The organism is Actinomyces israelii (assembly GCF_030253495.1).
Lineage (GTDB): Bacteria > Actinomycetota > Actinomycetes > Actinomycetales > Actinomycetaceae > Actinomyces > Actinomyces israelii.
In genome coordinates, this window is sequence record NZ_CP124548.1 from 1,741,178 (window position 1) to 1,758,386 (window position 17,209).

Annotated in this window: 14 protein-coding genes; 9 read left to right on the top strand and 5 right to left on the bottom strand. The window is 73.1% G+C overall.

Annotated elements, in window-relative coordinates:
• The 5 genes from trpB (AIF0345_RS07155) to trpB (AIF0345_RS07175) form a co-directional block, all read right to left on the bottom strand.
• Positions 1-2,289 carry a tryptophan synthase subunit beta gene (trpB, locus tag AIF0345_RS07155; RefSeq protein ID WP_285297765.1) on the bottom strand — a complete coding sequence of 763 codons (2,289 nt, stop codon included), beginning with the start codon at positions 2,287-2,289 and terminating at the stop codon, positions 1-3.
• Entirely contained in the window at positions 2,286-3,419 is a 1,134-nt protein-coding gene (gene trpD, locus AIF0345_RS07160; RefSeq protein WP_404975987.1) for an anthranilate phosphoribosyltransferase, read from the bottom strand. Before trpD ends, trpB (AIF0345_RS07155) begins: the two co-directional genes overlap by 4 nt.
• A gap of 66 nt (positions 3,420-3,485) precedes the next feature.
• Positions 3,486-4,124: an anthranilate synthase component II gene (locus AIF0345_RS07165; RefSeq protein ID WP_273166408.1), complete on the bottom strand. Its 639-nt coding sequence runs from the start codon at positions 4,122-4,124 to the stop codon at positions 3,486-3,488.
• A gap of 1 nt (position 4,125) precedes the next feature.
• Positions 4,126-5,805, bottom strand: coding sequence for an anthranilate synthase component 1 (locus tag AIF0345_RS07170; RefSeq protein WP_043559195.1), 1,680 nt, complete (start codon positions 5,803-5,805; stop codon positions 4,126-4,128).
• Positions 5,806-6,146: 341 nt separating this feature from the next.
• The gene (gene trpB, locus AIF0345_RS07175; RefSeq protein WP_404975988.1) at positions 6,147-7,451 is read right to left on the bottom strand and encodes a tryptophan synthase subunit beta; all 1,305 of its coding nucleotides are present in this window, start codon (positions 7,449-7,451) and stop codon (positions 6,147-6,149) included.
• Between the two features lie 280 nt (positions 7,452-7,731).
• On the opposite strand from trpB (AIF0345_RS07175), the gene lepA reads away from it, so the two are divergent.
• The 9 genes from lepA to AIF0345_RS07220 all read left to right on the top strand — a co-directional run bounded on the left by lepA (position 7,732) and on the right by AIF0345_RS07220 (position 17,206).
• On the top strand, positions 7,732-9,612 hold the full coding sequence (gene lepA / locus AIF0345_RS07180; RefSeq protein WP_285297766.1) for a translation elongation factor 4: 1,881 nt from the start codon (positions 7,732-7,734) through the stop codon (positions 9,610-9,612).
• 84 nt (positions 9,613-9,696) lie between these two features.
• Positions 9,697-10,548: an MOSC domain-containing protein gene (locus tag AIF0345_RS07185; protein WP_268917023.1), complete on the top strand. Its 852-nt coding sequence runs from the start codon at positions 9,697-9,699 to the stop codon at positions 10,546-10,548.
• A gap of 18 nt (positions 10,549-10,566) precedes the next feature.
• Entirely contained in the window at positions 10,567-11,541 is a 975-nt protein-coding gene (gene trmB, locus AIF0345_RS07190; RefSeq protein WP_043559186.1) for a tRNA (guanosine(46)-N7)-methyltransferase TrmB, read from the top strand.
• Positions 11,542-11,601: 60 nt separating this feature from the next.
• Complete coding sequence (locus AIF0345_RS07195) at positions 11,602-12,663, top strand: AAA family ATPase (RefSeq protein WP_043559183.1); 1,062 nt, start codon at positions 11,602-11,604, stop codon at positions 12,661-12,663.
• Positions 12,660-13,973, top strand: coding sequence for a radical SAM family heme chaperone HemW (gene hemW, locus AIF0345_RS07200; protein ID WP_285297767.1), 1,314 nt, complete (start codon positions 12,660-12,662; stop codon positions 13,971-13,973). The genes AIF0345_RS07195 and hemW overlap by 4 nt, the downstream gene beginning before the upstream one ends.
• A gap of 52 nt (positions 13,974-14,025) precedes the next feature.
• On the top strand, positions 14,026-14,250 hold the full coding sequence (gene relB / locus AIF0345_RS07205; protein ID WP_043559181.1) for a type II toxin-antitoxin system RelB family antitoxin: 225 nt from the start codon (positions 14,026-14,028) through the stop codon (positions 14,248-14,250).
• The gene (locus tag AIF0345_RS07210) at positions 14,247-14,516 is read left to right on the top strand and encodes a type II toxin-antitoxin system RelE family toxin (protein WP_043559178.1); all 270 of its coding nucleotides are present in this window, start codon (positions 14,247-14,249) and stop codon (positions 14,514-14,516) included. The genes relB and AIF0345_RS07210 overlap by 4 nt, the downstream gene beginning before the upstream one ends.
• Positions 14,517-14,727: 211 nt before the next feature.
• Positions 14,728-16,197, top strand: a complete 1,470-nt coding sequence (locus AIF0345_RS07215) for a serine/threonine-protein kinase (RefSeq protein WP_285297768.1) — start codon at positions 14,728-14,730, stop codon at positions 16,195-16,197.
• A 667-nt stretch (positions 16,198-16,864) separates the two neighbouring features.
• A complete protein-coding gene (locus tag AIF0345_RS07220) occupies positions 16,865-17,206 on the top strand; it encodes a hypothetical protein (protein ID WP_285297769.1) in 342 nt (113 codons plus the stop codon).
• Positions 17,207-17,209: the final 3 nt, after the last annotated feature.

The window sequence follows — 17,209 nt, forward strand, 5'->3', positions numbered from 1 at the left end:
TCAGCCCTCCTGCCTGGTCAACGACAGGTACTCGGTGCGCTTGCCCATCTCCTCGACCATGGCCGCGGCCCGCGCCACCGCCGAGTCGGAGGTGAACGAGCCGCCCAGGCGCATGCGGACCTGATCCAGGTCCTTGTCGCCCCGCCCGGACAGGCACACCAGCAGGTGCGGCGCGGGCGCGCCCGGCGGGGTGGCCCGGGCGATCGTGAGGGCCTGGGCCAGGGCGTGGGCAGACTCCAGGGCCGGGACGATGCCCTCCCAGCGGCTCAGCAGCTGGAAGGCCTCGACGGCCTCGTCATCGGTGACGCCCACGTAGCGGGCCCGCCCGGTGTCGGCCAGCCAGGCGTGCTCCGGGCCCACACCCGGGTAGTCCAGGCCCGCGGACACCGAGAAGGACTCCTCGACCTGCCCGTCGGGGGTGCGCATGAGGTAGGAGCGCGCCCCGTGCAGGATGCCGACGGTGCCGTTGCTGATGGGGGCGCCGTTGCGGGGCGTGTCCAGGCCCTCCCCGGCGGGCTCCACGCCGATCAGCCCCACCTCGGCGTCGTCGATGAACTCGCTGAACATGCCGATGGCGTTGGAGCCCCCGCCCACGCAGGCGATGACCTCGTCGGGCAGGCGGCCGGTCAGGGCGAGCACCTGGGCGCGGGCCTCCCGGGAGATGCACCGGTGGTACTCGTGGACGATGGTCGGGAAGGGGTGGGGGCCCGCGGCCGTGCCCAGCAGGTAGTGGGTGGTGGCGAAGGAGGCCGTCCAGTCGCGCAGCGCCTCGTTGACTGCGTCCTTGAGGGTGCCCGCGCCGGAGGCCACCGGCACGACTCTCGCCCCCATGAGCTCCATGCGCTCGACGTTGGGGGCCTGGCGCACCGCGTCGGTGGCCCCCATGTAGATGGTGCACTCCAGGCCCAGCAGCGCGCACACCATGGCGGTGGCGGTGCCGTGCTGGCCGGCGCCGGTCTCGGCGATAATGCGGGTCTTGCCCATGCGGCGGGCCAGGAGCGCCTGGCCCATCACCTGGTTGCCCTTGTGGGCGCCGCCGTGGACCAGGTCCTCGCGCTTGAGGAAGATGCGGGCCCTGCCCTGCCGGGGGAGGTTGCGCAGCTCGGTGACGGGGGTGGGCCGGCCCAGGTAGCGGGTGAGGAGCTCGTCCAGCTCGGCGGCGAAGGCGGGGTCGGCCCGCGCCTCGATGAAGGCGTCCTCGAGCTGGTCGAGGGCCGGAATGAGCAGCTCGGGCACGAGCTGCCCGCCGTAGGGGCCGAAGTAGGCGCTCAGGCGCGGGTGGGCACGGCCCCCGCTGTCGGCCCCGCCGGCCTCGTCAGTGCTGTCAGTGCTGTCAGTGCTGTCAGTGCTGCCAGTGCTGTCAGCGCGCTCGCGCGACTCGCCCCCGGCCCCGGCGGCGGGGGAGCAGCCGGGCACCGGCACGGCGGTGGCGAGCGCCCGGGCGGCCGCCGTCGGGTCCGGGGCGCTGGACAGGGCTGAGCCGACCAGCAGCGCATCGACCAGCCCGGCCAGGCGGCGCACGTCGTCGGCCCTCTCCACGCCCGACTCCCCCACCAGGACCACCCCGGGTGGAGCCAGGGGCGCGTACTCCTCGGTGCGGGAGATGTCGGTGGCCAGCGTACGCAGGTCGCGGTTGTTGATGCCGATGACGGCGGCGCCCAGGGACGCGGCCCGGTGCATCTCCTCGGGGGCGGAGACCTCGGTGAGGACCTCCATGCCCAGCCGGTGGGCGAGCGCGGCCAGCTCGGCGTAGACGTCGTCGGGCACCACGGAGAGCATGAGCAGGATCGCGTCCGCGCCCAGCGAGCGGGCGGCCAGCACCTGGACGGGGTCCACGATGAAGTCCTTGCACAGCACCGGCACGTCCACCGCGGAGCGCACCGCGGCCAGGTCGTCGAAGGACCCGTTGAAGCGGTCCGGCTCGGTCAGCACCGAGACGGCCGAGGCCCACGGGGCGTAGGCGCGCGCCAGCGCCGCCGGGTCGTAGTCGGCGCGCAGCGTCCCGCGCGAGGGCGAGGCCGACTTGCACTCCATGACCAGGGCCGGCCGGGGGGTGGCGCCCGCGCCCGAGCGGGTGCGCAGGGCGCCCGCGAAGGAGCGCCGGGAGCGGGGCAGGTCCGCCTCCCGCAGGCGGCCGAAGCGCTCCCGCAGCTCGGGGATGCGCCCGCGGCGGGCCCGGACGATGGAGTCCAGGACCGTACCCGACACAATGAGGCGCTCGTCGATCCTGCGGCGCTCGGGGCGCCCGTCCGCGGAGGAGTCGGAGACGGCGGCCACGGCGCCGCTCATCGGGCCTGCTCCCCGGCGCCGTCGGCGGCTGCCGGACTGGCGGCGCCGCTCTTGGCCATGGACTCCAGGTGCTCGGCCACCCGCCCGACGGCCAGCTGGTCCAGGGCCATGCGGGCGCCGTCGGCCAGGTTGTCGGCCGGTCCGGCCAGGTACAGCAGGGCGCCGGCGTTGACGGCGATCGCGTCGCGGTGGGCGGGCTCGCCCCGCCCGGCGAAGACCTCCCGCAGCAGGCGGGCGTTCTCGGCCGGCTCCCCGCCGAGCACGTCGGACAGCTCCCAGCGGCGCACCCCCAGCTCCTCGGGGGTGACCTCGTAGGCCTTGACGCCCCGCGGGGTCGCCTCGCGCACCCGGGTCGGGCCGTGCACGGCGATCTCGTCGGTGCCCGAGCCGTGCACGACGAGGGCCCGCTTGCGCCCCAGGCGCACCATGGCCTCGGCGATCATGTCGAGCATGCCCGGGTCCCACACGCCCATGAGCTGGTAGGTCAGGTGGGCGGGGTTGAGCAGGGGACCCAGCACGTTGAAGATCGTGGGAGTGGCCAGCGCCCTGCGGATCGGCGCCACATGCCTCATGGCCGGGTGGTAGGCCTGGGCGAACAGGAAGACGAAGTGGTCGCGGGCCAGGATCTCCACCGCCTCCTGCGGGCTCAGGTTCAGGGGCAGGCCGAGCGCGGCGACGACGTCGGCGGCCCCCGTCCGCGAGGACACGGCCCGGTTGCCGTGCTTGGCCACCGAGATCCCCATGGAGGCCGCCACGATCCCGGCGGCGGTGGAGATGTTGATGGTGCCCGCCCCGTCGCCGCCGGTCCCCACGACGTCGACCAGCGGGAAGGTCACCTCGGGGAAGGGGCGGGCGGCGCGCCGGAAGGCGCTGGCCGCCCCGGCGACCTCGTCGGCGGTCTCCCCGCGCGAGTGCAGGGCGGCCAGGAGGGCGGCGGTCTCGGCCTCGGACAGGTCTCCGGCGCCCAGGGCGGCGAAGACGACGCCGGTCTCGTCCTGGGTCAGCCGCTCGCCCTGGATGACGGCGCGCAGCAGGCGGTGCGCGTCCTCGGAGTCGGCGACGGGGGCGCCCGCAGGGCTTGCGGCGCTCCCGGTATGCATGGCGTTGTTCTCGGCGGGTGCGGGGGCCATATCTGTTCTTTCTCCTCGTGGCTGGTGGGTGGTCCGTGACAGGTGGTGGGGCCTGCGCCGCTGGGCTCAGGCAGACCGGGCGCCGGCGAGCTCGCCGGCGAGCGAGCGCAGGATGTCCGGCCCGTAGGGGGTGAGCACCGACTCGGGGTGGAACTGCAGCCCGACCACCGGGGCGGTGGCGTGGCGGGCGGCCATGACGACGCCCGCGCCGTCGGCCTCGATGGTGCGGGCCAGGCAGGTCAGCGGCGGCGGCAGCTCGCGGGCGCCCAGGGAGTGGTAGCGGGCGACGTCCAGGGGACCGCCGGCCAGGACGGCGAAGGCGGCGTCGGCGCGCCCGGCGGCGGTGACCTCCACGCGCACCGACCGGCCGTGGACCGGGCCTACCCGGCCCACGGCGCCCCCGCAGGCCTCGACGATCGCCTGGAACCCCAGGCAGATGCCGAGCGCGGGGATGGGGCCGGCCAGCGCCGCCGCCACCAGCTCCATCAGGCAGCCGCTGGCGCGCGGGTGTCCGGGCCCGGGCGACAGGCACAGGACGGGACGCTCGCCTCGGCCCGCCTCGGCCCGCGTGGGCTCCAGGGCGCCCAGCACCCTGGCGGCGGGCACCGTGTTGCGGTAGACCTCGATGCCGGCGCCGAGCACGGCGAGCTGGTCGACGAGGTTGTAGACGAAGGAGTCGCGGTTGTCGAGCAGGATGACGCGCATCTCAGGCCTCCTCACCGGCACCGGCCCCGGCCGCCTCGGAGTCGATGACGAGCGCGGCGTCCTGGGCGGCGGCGACGGCGGCGAGCACCGCGCCGGCCTTGTGAACGGTCTCGGCGGCCTCCATGGCGGGCACGGAGTCCGCGACGACGCCGGCCCCCGCCTGCACGAGGGCCCGGCCGCCCGACACGAAGGCGGAGCGGATGACGATGCAGGTGTCGAGCTCGCCGTCGCCGCGGATGTAGCCGACGCTTCCGCCGTAGGAGCCCCGGCGCACCCCCTCGGCGGCGCGGATGAGCTCGGCCGCGCGCAGCTTGGGGGCGCCGGTGAGGGTGCCCATGGTCATGGAGGCCCGGAAGGCGTCCAGCGCGTCCAGGTCGGGGTCGAGCTGCCCGGAGACCTCGGAGACCAGGTGCATGACGCGGCTGTAGCGGTCCACGCGCAGCAGGTCGCCGACCCGGCGGGTGCCGGGCGCGCTCACCCGGGCGACGTCGTTGCGGGCCAGGTCCACCAGCATGACGTGCTCGGCGACCTCCTTGGCGTCGGTGCGCAGCTCCAGCTCCAGGCGGACGTCCCGTTCGTGGTCGAGGCTGCCGTCGCGGTTCAGGCCGCGCGGCCGGGTGCCGGCGATGGGGCGGATGGCGACCCGCCCGGTGGCCGCTGAGTGCAGCAGGGCCGACTCGGGGGAGGCGCCCAGCAGCTCGAAGCCCGGGGCGCCGACATAGAACATGTAGGGGCTGGGGTTGGTCTCGCGCAGCCGGCGGTAGGCGGCCAGGGCGTCGGGGCAGGGCAGGGTGAAGCCGCGGGCGGGCACCACCTGGTAGACCTCTCCGGCGGCGATCGCCCCCTTCAGGTTCTCGACGACGGCCGCGTAGTCGGCGTCGGAGTGGGTGGGCACGGCGTGCACGACGGCGCCCGGCGCGCTCGCGGAAGAGCCGGCCGGGCTGCCGCTCCCGGCTGCCCCGGGGCCGTCGATGGCGGCGGCGATCGCGTCCAGGCGGGTCGCGAGGCCCGCGGCGTCCACGGAGGAGCCCACGAGGGTCGCCTCGCGCGTGGGGTGATCGATGACCAGGATGATGCGGGCGTCGTAGAAGAGGTAGTCGGGGCAGGTGTTGTCCCCCATCGCCACCTCAGGCAGGGTCTCGAAGGTCGCCAGGTAGTCGAAGGCGACGACGCCGGCCACCAGCGGCAGGTGGGGGTGGTCCACCTCGGCGCCCGCCAGGATCCGCAGGGGCTCAATGGTGGAGCGGGCGGTCAGGCGGGCGCGCTCCTCCAGGGAGCCGTCGTCGGGCGCGGCGGGGATCGTCAGCGTGAGGGCCGCCGGGCCCTCCGGGGATGCGGGGGCGTCGGAGGTGACGTACTCGCCCAGCTCCTCGCGCAGGCGGGCCAGGGCGGCCCGGCCGTCAGCGGCGGCCCGGGGCAGGGCCTCGACGACGACGGCGTCCCCGGTGCAGGTCAGCCGGGTGGAGGCCTCCAGGACGGCGACGGTGGTGCGCGAGGTCTTGGTGGCGACATCGGCGCTCTCCAGCAGGACGGCGTCCACGGGGCGGGGCCCGCCGGGGGCGCCGTCGGTCGTGGCGATGAGACCGGCGCGGGCGAGGCGGGCGAGCAGCAGCCCGCCGTCGCCGTGGTAGCGCACCGGGCGCGTCAGCACCGTCGGTGCTGTCGGTGGGGAGGGGGCCATGGGGTGCCTTCCTGTCGGTGCCACCAGGACCCGCCTCCGGATACGCGAAGAGCCCGCCTGATGGCGAGCTCTGTCGTTCGTGTTCCGCTCACGCGGCGCCGGTGGCTCGCCCATCGGGGAGCCACCACCACTGGAAGGTGCGGAGCGCTGTCACGAGGCCGAGGGTAGCGCCTGGCGCGTGCGCGGCCAAATCATGCGGTCCGCATATGAGACGGACGAGACGGCCAGGACGACCAAGAGGGCGCAGAACGGTTGCAGAACCGGGAACGGCGCTGCACCGAGGCCCGTGGTCTCCTGCGCGTCTCCTGATCCGGCCGGATCAGAGTCCTGTCCGCAGACCCTCAGCCCAGGTGCTCGCGCACCTCGTCCACGTCCTTGTCCCCGCGGCCCGAGAGGTTGACCAGGATGAGGGGCCCGTCGTCGGCCCCGGCGCGCTCGCGGTGCTCGCGGGCCATCTTCAGGGCCTGGGCGACGGCGTGGGAGGACTCCATGGCGGGGATGATGCCCTCGTGGCGGCTGAGAAGTCCGAAGGCCTCGACCGCCTCCGCGTCCGTGATCCCCACGTAGGTCGCCCGGCCCGTGTCGGCCAGGTGTGCGTGCTCGGGGCCCACCGAGGGGTAGTCCAGGCCGGCCGAGACCGAGTGGGAGGGCAGGACCTCGCCGTCGTCGGAGAGCATGACGTAGGAGCGGGTCCCGTGCAGGACCCCGGTGCGCCCCGCGCAGATGGGGGCGCCGTGGAAGGGCGTGTCCAGGCCCCTGCCGGCCGGCTCGACGCCCACCAGGGCCACGTCGGCGTCTCCCAGGTAGGCGGCGAACGCGCCGATGGCGTTGCTCCCGCCTCCCACGGCGGCCACGACGGCGTCGGGCAGGCGGCCCGCCCGCTCGGCGACCTGTCGGCGGGACTCCTCGGAGATGACGGACTGGAAGTAGCGCACGATCGTGGGGAAGGGGTGCGGACCGGTGGCCGACCCCAGCACGTAGAAGGTGTCGTCCAGCTGCTCGCACCACCGTCCCAGGGCCACGTCGATGGCGTCCTTGAGACCCGCCGCTCCCTGGGTCACGGGCACCACGGACGCGCCCAGGAGCTCCATGCGCTCCACGTTGGGGCGCTGACGGGCGACGTCGTGGGCGCCCATGTAGATGGTGCACTCCATGCCCAGCAGGGCCGCCACCATGGCGGTGGCGGTGCCGTGCTGGCCGGCGCCGGTCTCGGCGATGAGGCGCCTCTTGCCCATGCGGCGGGCCAGGAGGGCCTGCCCCAGGGTGTTGTTCCCCTTGTGGGCGCCGCCGTGGACCAGGTCCTCGCGCTTGAGCAGGATCCGGGCGCCGCCGCCCAGGGGCAGGTTGCGGCACTCGTAGACGGGGGTGGGGCGGCCCAGGTAGGTGGCGCGCAGCTCGTCGAGCTCGGCGCGGAAGGCCGGATCGGCGACGGCCTCCACGAAGGCGGCCTCGAGCTCGTCGAGGGCGGGCAGGAGGAAGTCGGGGACCTCCTGGCCGCCGAAGCGCCCGAAGAAGGCCGGCAGGATCGTCTCGCGCGGTACGTCCTCGCCGGGGGCGGGAGCGGTGTAGCCGGGGGCGTCGGGTCCCAGTGGACCGCTGGGGGCACGGCTGGCGGTGGGGGCGGAGCCCGGAAGCGTTGTCGTCACCCCTGGGACGGTAGGGACGGGCCGCGCCCGGCGCAAGTCGCGTCCCGGCCGACGGCGCCCACCGCGCAGTGGGCCGGCGCAGCCCCCGGGGGAGGGGACCCGGTCCGGCAGGCCGATGCCGTGGGGGACGGAGGCCCGGGCACTGCGGCCGCGGCCGGGCGGAGCCGCCCGATCCACCTCACAGGCCCGCCCCTGCACCGGGCTGGGGTCCGGAGGCGCCCTCGTGGGAGACTTGTGCCCAGACCCACGCCCCTTGAGGAAGAGCCAGGAACCGATTCACGTGTCACCGATCCCCACGCCAGAGCAGATGAGCGCCGTCCAGCCCGCCGCGACCGAGCAGGCGCGGCTGCGCAACTTCTGCATTATCGCGCACATCGACCACGGCAAGTCCACCCTGGCCGACCGCATGCTCCAGGCCACCGGCGTCGTCGCCCCCCGCGACATGCGCGCCCAGTACCTGGACCGCATGGACATTGAGCGCGAGCGCGGCATCACCATCAAGTCCCAGGCCGTGCGCATGCCCTGGGCCGTCACCGGCCCCGACGGCGTCGTGCGCGCCTACGCCCTCAACATGATCGACACCCCCGGGCACGTGGACTTCTCCTACGAGGTCAACCGGTCGCTCGCCGCCTGCGAGGGCGCCGTCCTGCTCGTTGACGCCGCCCAGGGCATCCAGGCCCAGACCCTGGCCAACCTCTACATGGCCATCGAAGGGGACCTGACCATTATCCCGGTGCTGAACAAGATCGACCTGCCCGCCGCCGAGCCCGAGCGGCACGCCGAGGAGATCGCCTCCCTCATCGGCTGCGGCGAGGAGGAGGTCCTGCGTGTCTCCGGCAAGACCGGCCAGGGCGTCCCCGAGCTGCTCGACCGGATCGTCGAGGCCGTCCCGGCGCCCGCGGGCGAGACCGGCGGCGCCGCCCGCGCCATGATCTTCGACTCCGTCTACGACAGCTACCGGGGCGTGGTCACCTACGTGCGGGTCGTCGACGGCGCCCTGCGCCCCCGCGAGCGCATTGAGATGCTGTCCACCGGGGCCGTCCACGACCTGCTGGAGATCGGCGTCATCAGTCCCGAGCCGGCGCCCACCCGGGGCCTGGGCGCCGGCGAGGTCGGCTACCTCATCACCGGGGTCAAGGACGTGCGCCAGTCCAAGGTCGGCGACACCGTCACCACGGCCGCCGCCCCCGCCGTCGAGCCCCTGGCCGGCTACCAGGACCCCAAGCCCATGGTCTTCTCCGGCCTGTTCCCCGTTGACGGGTCCGACTTCCCGGCCCTGCGCGACGCCCTGGACAAGCTCAAGCTCAACGACGCCGCCCTGACCTACGAGCCGGAGACCTCGGTGGCGCTCGGCTTCGGCTTCCGCTGCGGCTACCTGGGGCTGCTGCACCTGGAGATCATCCGCGAGCGCCTGGAGCGCGAGTTCGGGCTCGACATCATCTCCACCGCCCCCTCCGTGGTCTACGAGGTCACCATGGAGGACCGCAGCTCTCACACGGTGACCAACCCTAGCGAGTTCCCCGAGGGCAAGGTCCTGGACGTGCGCGAGCCGGTCGTGCAGGCCACGATCCTCACCCCGGCCGAGTACGTGGGCACCGTCATGGAGCTGTGCCAGTCGCGGCGTGGCACCATGAAGGGCATGGACTACCTGTCCGAGGCCCGCGTGGAGATGCACTACACGCTGCCGCTGGCGGAGATCGTCTTCGACTTCTTCGACGCCCTGAAGTCGCGCACCCGCGGGTACGCCTCCCTGGACTACGAGATGGACGGCGAGCAGAGCGCGAACCTGGTCAAGGTCGACATCCTCCTCAACGGGGACAAGGTGGACGCCTTCAGCGCCATTGTCCACAAGGACGCCGCCTACTCCTACGGGGTCATGATGACCAAGCGCCTCAAGGAGCTCATTCCGCGCCAGCAGTTCGAGGTGCCCGTCCAGGCGGCTATCGGCACGCGCATTATCGCCCGCGAGACCATCCGCGCCCTGCGCAAGGACATGCTCGCCAAGTGCTACGGCGGGGACATCTCCCGCAAGCGCAAGCTGCTGGAGAAGCAGAAGGAGGGCAAGAAGCGCATGAAGGCCATCGGCCGCGTGGACGTGCCCCAGGAGGCCTTCGTCGCGGCGCTGGGGGCCGACCAGCCCACCGGCAGGGACAAGAGGTAGCAGGAGGCGAGGCGGATGGGGTCACCAGTGGCAGATCCGGCCGCGGCGGGCCCCGACGGCGCCCGCGGACCACGTGGAGGAACCATGACCGACCAGCAGATCAACGGCGTCCCGGTGACCTCCGGGACCCTGGAGGCAGCCATGAACGACGACGGCGCGAGCCTGGGCGACCTGCCACTGGCTCGGGACCTGGGCCTGCCGCACGCCGGAGCCGACGGGCGGCACGCCGACGAGCCCTCGCCCTTCCACGACGGCGACCTGGTCGGGGTGCTCGGAGCGGTCTGCGTGGCGACGCGCATGCGCCCCGACGCCGGCGAGGCGGGGCGGTCCGCCATCGGCAAGGCTGTAGCCGATGGAGCCGACGGGCCGGTCGAGGTCACCCGCACCGGCCTGGTCGGCGACGCCCACGGCGACCGGGTCCGCCACGGCGGGGAGTCCAAGGCCCTCTACGTCATGGACGCCGCCGAGCAGGCGCACTGGAGCCGGGTGCTCGGCGGGGTCGAGCCCGGGAGGCTGGGGGAGAACATCCTCATCGTCCCCGGCGCTCTGGGCGGCATCGACGACGTCGAGCTGGGCGCGATCCTCTCCCTCGGCGACCCGGCGGCAGGCGGAGTGCGGGTGCGCGTCACCGGCGTGCGCAACCCCTGCCCCACCTTCGCCCGAGGAGTGGGCCGCGCCGACTGGGTCGAGGTCTTCTCGGCGAGGGCCCGGGTGGGCGTCTACCTGTCGGTCCTGTCCGAGGGCGCGGTGCGCACCGGCGACGAGGTCCGGGTCGTCTCCTCCCCGGGCCACCGCGTGACCTGTACGCGCTGGTTCGCCCACCACGACCCGCGCGACGCCCAGGCCCTGCTGAGCTCCGAGATCTTCGGCAACTGCGTCATCGCGCCCTACACCAAGAAGTACGTCCGGGCGGCCGCCCACGAGCAGGTCGGCTGAGGGCCGGCAGGACGAACCATGATCCAGAAGCACCCCGCCCGGTCCCACGCCATCCACTCCCGCGTGCGCTCCTTCTCCAGGGCCGGCGGACGCCTGACAGACGGCCAGGCGCGCGCCCTGACGAAGTACGGCGGCCGCTACGTCCTGAACATCCCGCGGGCCGACGCCATCCGGACCGTCGCCGGCTCCTTCCGCCTGGATCCCGAGGCGGCCTTCGCCCACCCCGGCCAGATGCGCCCGCTCATCGTCGAGGTCGGCTCCGGCGGCGGGGAGGCGATTCTCCCGCACGCCGCCGCGCACCCGGGCATCGACCACCTGGCCGTCGAGGTGTGGGAGACCGCGATCGCCAAGCTTGTGCGGGGGGCGGCCGAACTGGGCCTGCACAACCTGCGGGTCGCGCCCGCCGACGCCTCCCAGCTGCTCGCCACCGCCCTGCCGGTGAGCTCGGTGAGCGAGGCGTGGGTCTTCTTCCCCGACCCGTGGCGCAAGCCCCGCCACCGCAAGCGGCGCCTGGTCAGCGCGGCCTTCGCCGACTCCGTCGCCCGGGTGCTGCGCCCCGGCGGCGTGTGGCGGCTCGCCACCGACTGGGCGGACTACGCCTGGCAGATGCGCGACGTCCTCGAGGCCGTCTCCGCCCTGCCCGCGGGCATCGAGCCGGACATGACCGAGCCCTACTTCCGCTACGACGACGCCGGTGCCCGCCCGGAGCTGGGCGCCGAGACCGCCGTCGAGGGGAGCCTGGGCAACGGGCCGGACCCGGGGTCCCCGGCGGGCGTGCGCGGGGGCTGGTCGGAGCGCTTCGCCGGGCGGGCGATGACCCGCTTCGAGGACAAGGGCATCCGCGCCGGGCGCACCGTCCGGGATCTGTGCGCCGTGCGCACCAACATGCCGTGGCGTCCCGAGCTGCGCGAGCCGCTGCTCCAGATCCTTCAGCGCGAGAGCGCTGAGCAGGACGCACGTGACGGAGCCGAGGAGAGGACCTTCCTGCGATGATGAGCACCACCACCGACGGCGCCGGGCGCATCCCCCGGCCGACCGCGAGGGAGACGACCCGTGGCTAGCGTCGGCGTCCTGGCGGACAGGTTCTCGCCGCTTCACTGCGGCCACGTCGCCGCCATTGTGCGCGCATCGACCATGGTCGATGCGCTGCACGTCGTCGTGGCCACCGACGACGCCTGGGAGTGGGACCACCTCTACCGCAACGCGCGCCTGCACTTCTTCCCCTCCCGGTACCGGGAGCGGTGGCTGCGCGCCATCTTCCGCGACCACCCCCACATACGGGTCCACGCCGTGCACCACCCCCGCACCGGCGACGAGGCCGCCGACCGGGCCGAGGGGGCGCGCGCGATCACCCAGGGCGTCGGCGCCTCGATCACGCACGTGTTCTCCACCGGGGCCGAGGACGACGCCGCCTCCGACGAGCTCTACCCCGGCGCCGAGCGCGTGCTGATAGAGCCGGACCACCGGCTCCACCCGGTCTCCTCGGCCCGGATCCGCGCCGAGGGCGCCCTGCGCCACTGGGAGATGATGCCCACAGTCGTGCGCGCCTTCATGGTCAAGAAGGTCGTGCTCATGGGCCCGGAGTCCACCGGGAAGACGGTTCTGGCCCGCAACCTGGCCATGTACTACAACACCGAGTACGTCAGCGAGTACAAGCGGTCCCTGCTGGACCAGGTCGGGGACAACGACACCCTCCTGGAGGACTACCCGCGCATCGCCATGTCCCAGTACCTCGCGGTCTACGAGGCCCGGACGCGCGCCCGCAAGGTGCTGTTCGTGGACACCGAGGCCCTGGTCGCCCAGAACTACTCCGGGCTCTACGAGGGCTTCCACCAGCGCATTATCGACGAGATCGCCCGCCTGCAGGACTACGACCTGGTCCTCTACCTGTCGCCGGACGTGCCGTGGGTCGATGACGGCACCCGGGTGTTCGGCGAGGAGCGCGAGGAGGCCGACGCGGGGCTGCGCGCCCTGCTGGCCAAGCACGGCGTCGAGGTCGTGGAGGTCAACGGCTCCTTCGCACGGCGCCTGGATATCGCCGTGAACGCGGTCGACCGGCTCCTCGAGGCCGAGTCCGCCGGGTCCAACGGCTCCGCCGGGTCCGTCCCCCGGTGAGCCCCGCCCAACCCGATGGGGCGCCCCTGCCGGGCGCGGGGGAGCTGCCGGAGCAGGTGCGTCGGGCGCCGCAGGCCGCACCCGGCCCAGGGAAGGCGGGCGCCCGCCCGTTCTCGGTGTACCTGCACGTGCCGTACTGCCGGGTGCGGTGCGGCTACTGCGACTTCAACACCTACACGAACCTGTCCCTGGGGGGCGGGGCGTCGGCGTCGGACTATAGGAGCACCCTGGCCGGCGAGCTGCGCCTGGCGCGCGCCGCCATGGACCGGGCGGGTCTGCCCGAGCGGGAGGTGCGGACCGTGTTCCTGGGCGGGGGGACCCCGACCGTGCTGCCGGCCGGTGACCTGGCGAGCATGGTCGCCCTGGTGCGGCGGACCTGGGGCCTGGCCGAGGACGCGGAGGTGACGACGGAGGCCAATCCGGAGACCGTGGACGAGCGGTACCTGGAGGCGCTGGCGGAGGCCGGCTTCACGAGGGTGTCCTTCGGCATGCAGTCGGCGGTGCCGCACGTGCTGAAGGTGCTGGACCGCACCCACCGGCCGGAGCGGGTGCCGCTGGTGGTCCGCTGGGCCCGCCGGGCGGGTCTGGCCACGAGCCTGGACCTCATCTACGGGGCGCCGGGGGAGTCGATGGAGGACTGGCGGCGGAGCCTGGATGCGGCGGTGGAGATCGGCCCGGACCATCTGAGCGCCTACGCGCTGGTGATCGAGGAGGGCACGAGGATGTGGGCCCAGGTGCGCCGCGGCGAGCTGCCGATGCCCGAGGACGATGATGAGGCCGCGAAGTACGAGATGGCCGACGCCGCCCTGGCCGGGGCCGGCTACCGGTGGTACGAGATCTCCAACTGGGCCAGGCCCGGCTTCGAGTGCCGCCACAACATGGCCTACTGGCACGACTGGGACTGGTGGGGGGCGGGCCCGGGCGCGCACTCGCACCTGGGCGATGTGCGGATGTGGAACACCAGGCACCCGGTGGCATGGGCCGGGCGGGTGCGCGACGGACGGCTGCCGGTGGCCGGGCACGAGGTCATCGACGCTGCGGCCCGCGAGCTGGAGCGGGTCATGCTCGGGATCCGGCTGCGCCAGGGGCTGGCGGTCGAGTCCTTCGCCCGGGCGGGGGCCGACGACGACGCGCCGCGGGCGGGGCCTGACGGGCCGACGGGCCCCCTGAAGCGCCTGCTGGCGGTGGTGACCGAGCTCGTCGCCGGCGGCCTCCTGGAGACGGAGGCCGCCCTGGACGGTCGCCTGGTGCTGACTCTGCGCGGCCGTCTCATGGCCGACGCCGTGACACGGACCCTCACGGAGGCGTGATGGACCCGCTCCTCAGGGCGTCTTACAATGTCTTACGACAGAAGGGGGTCTCATGGGCACGGCATCGATCACGCTGCGCCTGGATGCGCGGGAGAAGGCGATCATCCAGGACTACGCCTCTACCTTCGGTCAGAGCCTCTCCGAGTTCATGAGGACCGCCGCCCTCCAGCGCATCGAGGACGAGACGGATCTGCAGGCGTGGTGCGAGGCGAGGACCGAGCTCGACGCCGATCCGCAGGTGCGCACTGCGGACGAGATGGCCCGCAAGTACCTATGAGCTACCGGCTCCTGTACTCCCGGCGCGCCGACGACCAGCTCTCCAGGCTTGACCCGGGGGCCGCCCGGGTCATCGTGGCGTGGCTGAACAAGAACATCGACGGCACCAGTGCCCCCCGCGCACGCGGCAAGGGGCTGGCGGGCGGCCAGAGCGGGTGCTGGAGGTACCGGATCGGCGACCACCGGGTCCTGTGCGACATCCGGGACGCAGAGCTGGTCGTGCTGGCCGTCGAGATCGGCCACCGCCGTGTCGTCTACCGGGACTGATCCCGCTGTCACGGTGTTCCCGTCCGGCACTCGCCGGGGCGTTTCCGCGGAAACGGGCGCATGGCGATGGCCGTTGCGGGAGGCGGCGCCCGAGGCGTCGTCGCACATCACGGACGTGGCACAATCGCGCAGAGAGCTGGCGCCGATGTCGGTCCGCCCCACCTGAACCCAGCGAGAGACCGAGGTTGGAATCCAAACGATGAGAACCGGGATGACGATCTGCGAACGCTACCGTCTTGAGCGCAGGCTGGGCTCGGGCGGTCAGGCGTCCGTGTGGCGCTGCCAGGACCTCGTCACGGGGCGCGAGGTCGCGGTCAAGGTGGTGGACTTCGAGGAGGATCCTCGCAAGGCCCGCAGGGCGACGCGCGAGATCCAGACCCTTCAGAGCCTGACCGACCCGCACACCGTGCGCATCCTGGATACCGGCAGGGACGACGACGACCACTACGTCTACATCGTCATGCCCGTGATCACGGGTGAGTCCCTGAGCGACCGGCTGCGCCGCGGGAGCATGGGCGTCGCCGACGTCGTGTCGATCATCCAGGGAGTCAGCAGCTCCCTGAGCGAGGCCCACTCCCTGGGCATCTGCCACCGGGACGTCAAGCCCAGCAACATCATGATCCACGCCTCCGGGGCGGCGGTCCTCCTGGACTTCGGGATCGCCTCCTCCCTGGACCAGTCCACCTCGCTGACCGCGACCGGGACCGTGATCGGGACGCTGCCCTACATGGCGCCGGAGGTCGTCCGCGGGGAGAAGGCGACACCGGCGTCCGACGTCTACGCCCTGGGGGCGGTGATGTACGAGTGCGTCTCCGGGCAGCCGCCTTTCGTGGCGGACACGGCGGCCGCCCTCCTGCTGGAGATCACCAAGGGCGACTACCCGCCGCCCTCCTGCACCGGGGACCTCGGCGACCTCATCGTGGAGATGCTGGACCCCGACCCGCACCAGCGCCCCACAGCCCAGGACCTGCTGGTGAGGCTGGCCGCGATCCACACGAGCATCACACGCCAGGCGGCTGAGCGCGCCCAGGCCGAGACGGCCGCTCCCGCCGGCGACAGCGGCGGGGCCTTCCAGCCGGAGCCGCCCGGGGCAGCCCCGTCGCAGGAGTCCCCGCCCGTGCAGGCGCAGGGCGCTGGGGACGAGGACGAGGAGGGCGGAGATCGTCAGCCGAGGAGGACGCGCAAGGGGGCTCTGAAGGATGAGCTGATGACCGTTCTCACCAGCTTTTCCTTTATCGCGTGCCTCCTGCTCCCGCTGGCCCTGATCATCCCCCTCCTCATCGGGGGCGTCGAAAGATCGATCGCCGTGGTCTTCGTCTACGTGTGGTACTCGGCGGGATTCCTCTCGCTTTTGGCTCAGGCCCCGCTACTGAGGATCTTCGACAGGCTCGGCAGGCGCTACCTGCTCCGCAGCGCGATCGGAGTGGCGATGAACTGGTTCGCGTGCAGCATGCTGTCCTACATCGTCTCCAGCAACCTGCTGCTGTTCGCCTCCGGCCACTTCGATATCCCGGGCTCCCTCCACGAGGGCCTGGGCCTCCCCGACTCGTTCCACGAGATCCTCGCACTCAATGTCAAGTCCTCGAACATTCTGTGGTCGGCCGCGTCGATCGTCACTCTGGTCGTCTTCCTGGTCATCATCGTCCTCGCCTGGGTGAGGCGTCGAGGCTCCGGTCGCTGACTCGTGAGCGCGATCTCGGCGGGCCCGCGGCTTCCTTTCGCCGAGATCGGTCGTATTCCGCGTCGAGATCGGTCCAAGGGGCCGGGGACCGCCGCCGGGCCTCCGTCAGCCCTCCGGGACTCTTCGGGCCCCCCGGGAGCCACCTTTTTGAAGAGTCGCGGCGCACGGCAGGGCGTCAGGTGCTAGGTCCCGTTGCGGAAGTGCGGGGGTGGTCGATGCGGACGGGCGGCCCGCGTCGAAGACCGCGCGCGGTCGCTATTGCGGAGACCCCGGTGGCGGCCTTGAAGACCAGCACCGTGTCCAACGACGGCGAGGCACCCACCGAGGCGCGGAGGAGCGAGCGCGGCATGAGGTGCCCGGCGGCGAAGAGGTCCGCCTCCCTGCATCTCGCCCAGCCCCCACGCCCTGCGCAGCCCCCTCGGCCGCCGCCTCGGGCGTAGCCCGCGCACCGGGGTCCGGAAGGCTCAGTGCGGGCAGCCGCAGAAGCTCTTCCACCTCGCCGTAGAAGCGCACGCCGGTGCTGCCGAACGATTCGGTCGCGGTGGGGAGGACGGCCCCGGATGTGAGGCTCGACATATCACGGGGCGGTGCCTAGGCTGTGCGCATCGGGTGCGACGGCCCCATCGACTCTGACCGTCCTGCGATTCCTGAGTGAGTGAAGAGGCACATGATCTGGTTCAAACGCATCCTCGCATCAGTCCTGGCCCTCGGTCTCCTCAACAGCCTGGCGGTGCAGATGTATCGCCCGGAGCTGAGCCGCACCGGTGACCCGGCTCGCACGACGGGCGCTGTCGTCGGACGGCTTCTCGTCCTGGCGCTCATCGTCTGGCTGCTCGTGAGTGCTCAGCGTGCAGCCAACCGCAAGCGCGAGCAGAAGCAGACGCAGGCGATGCAGGCCATGGGCGGCGCAGCGCCCGGTCGCCCCGCCCCGTCCTCCGCGGCCGCCGGCCCCGAGGGCCCCCGCGGTCGGACCGGCGACGCGGCGCCGGATCCCGGCTCCGAGGCCTAGGCG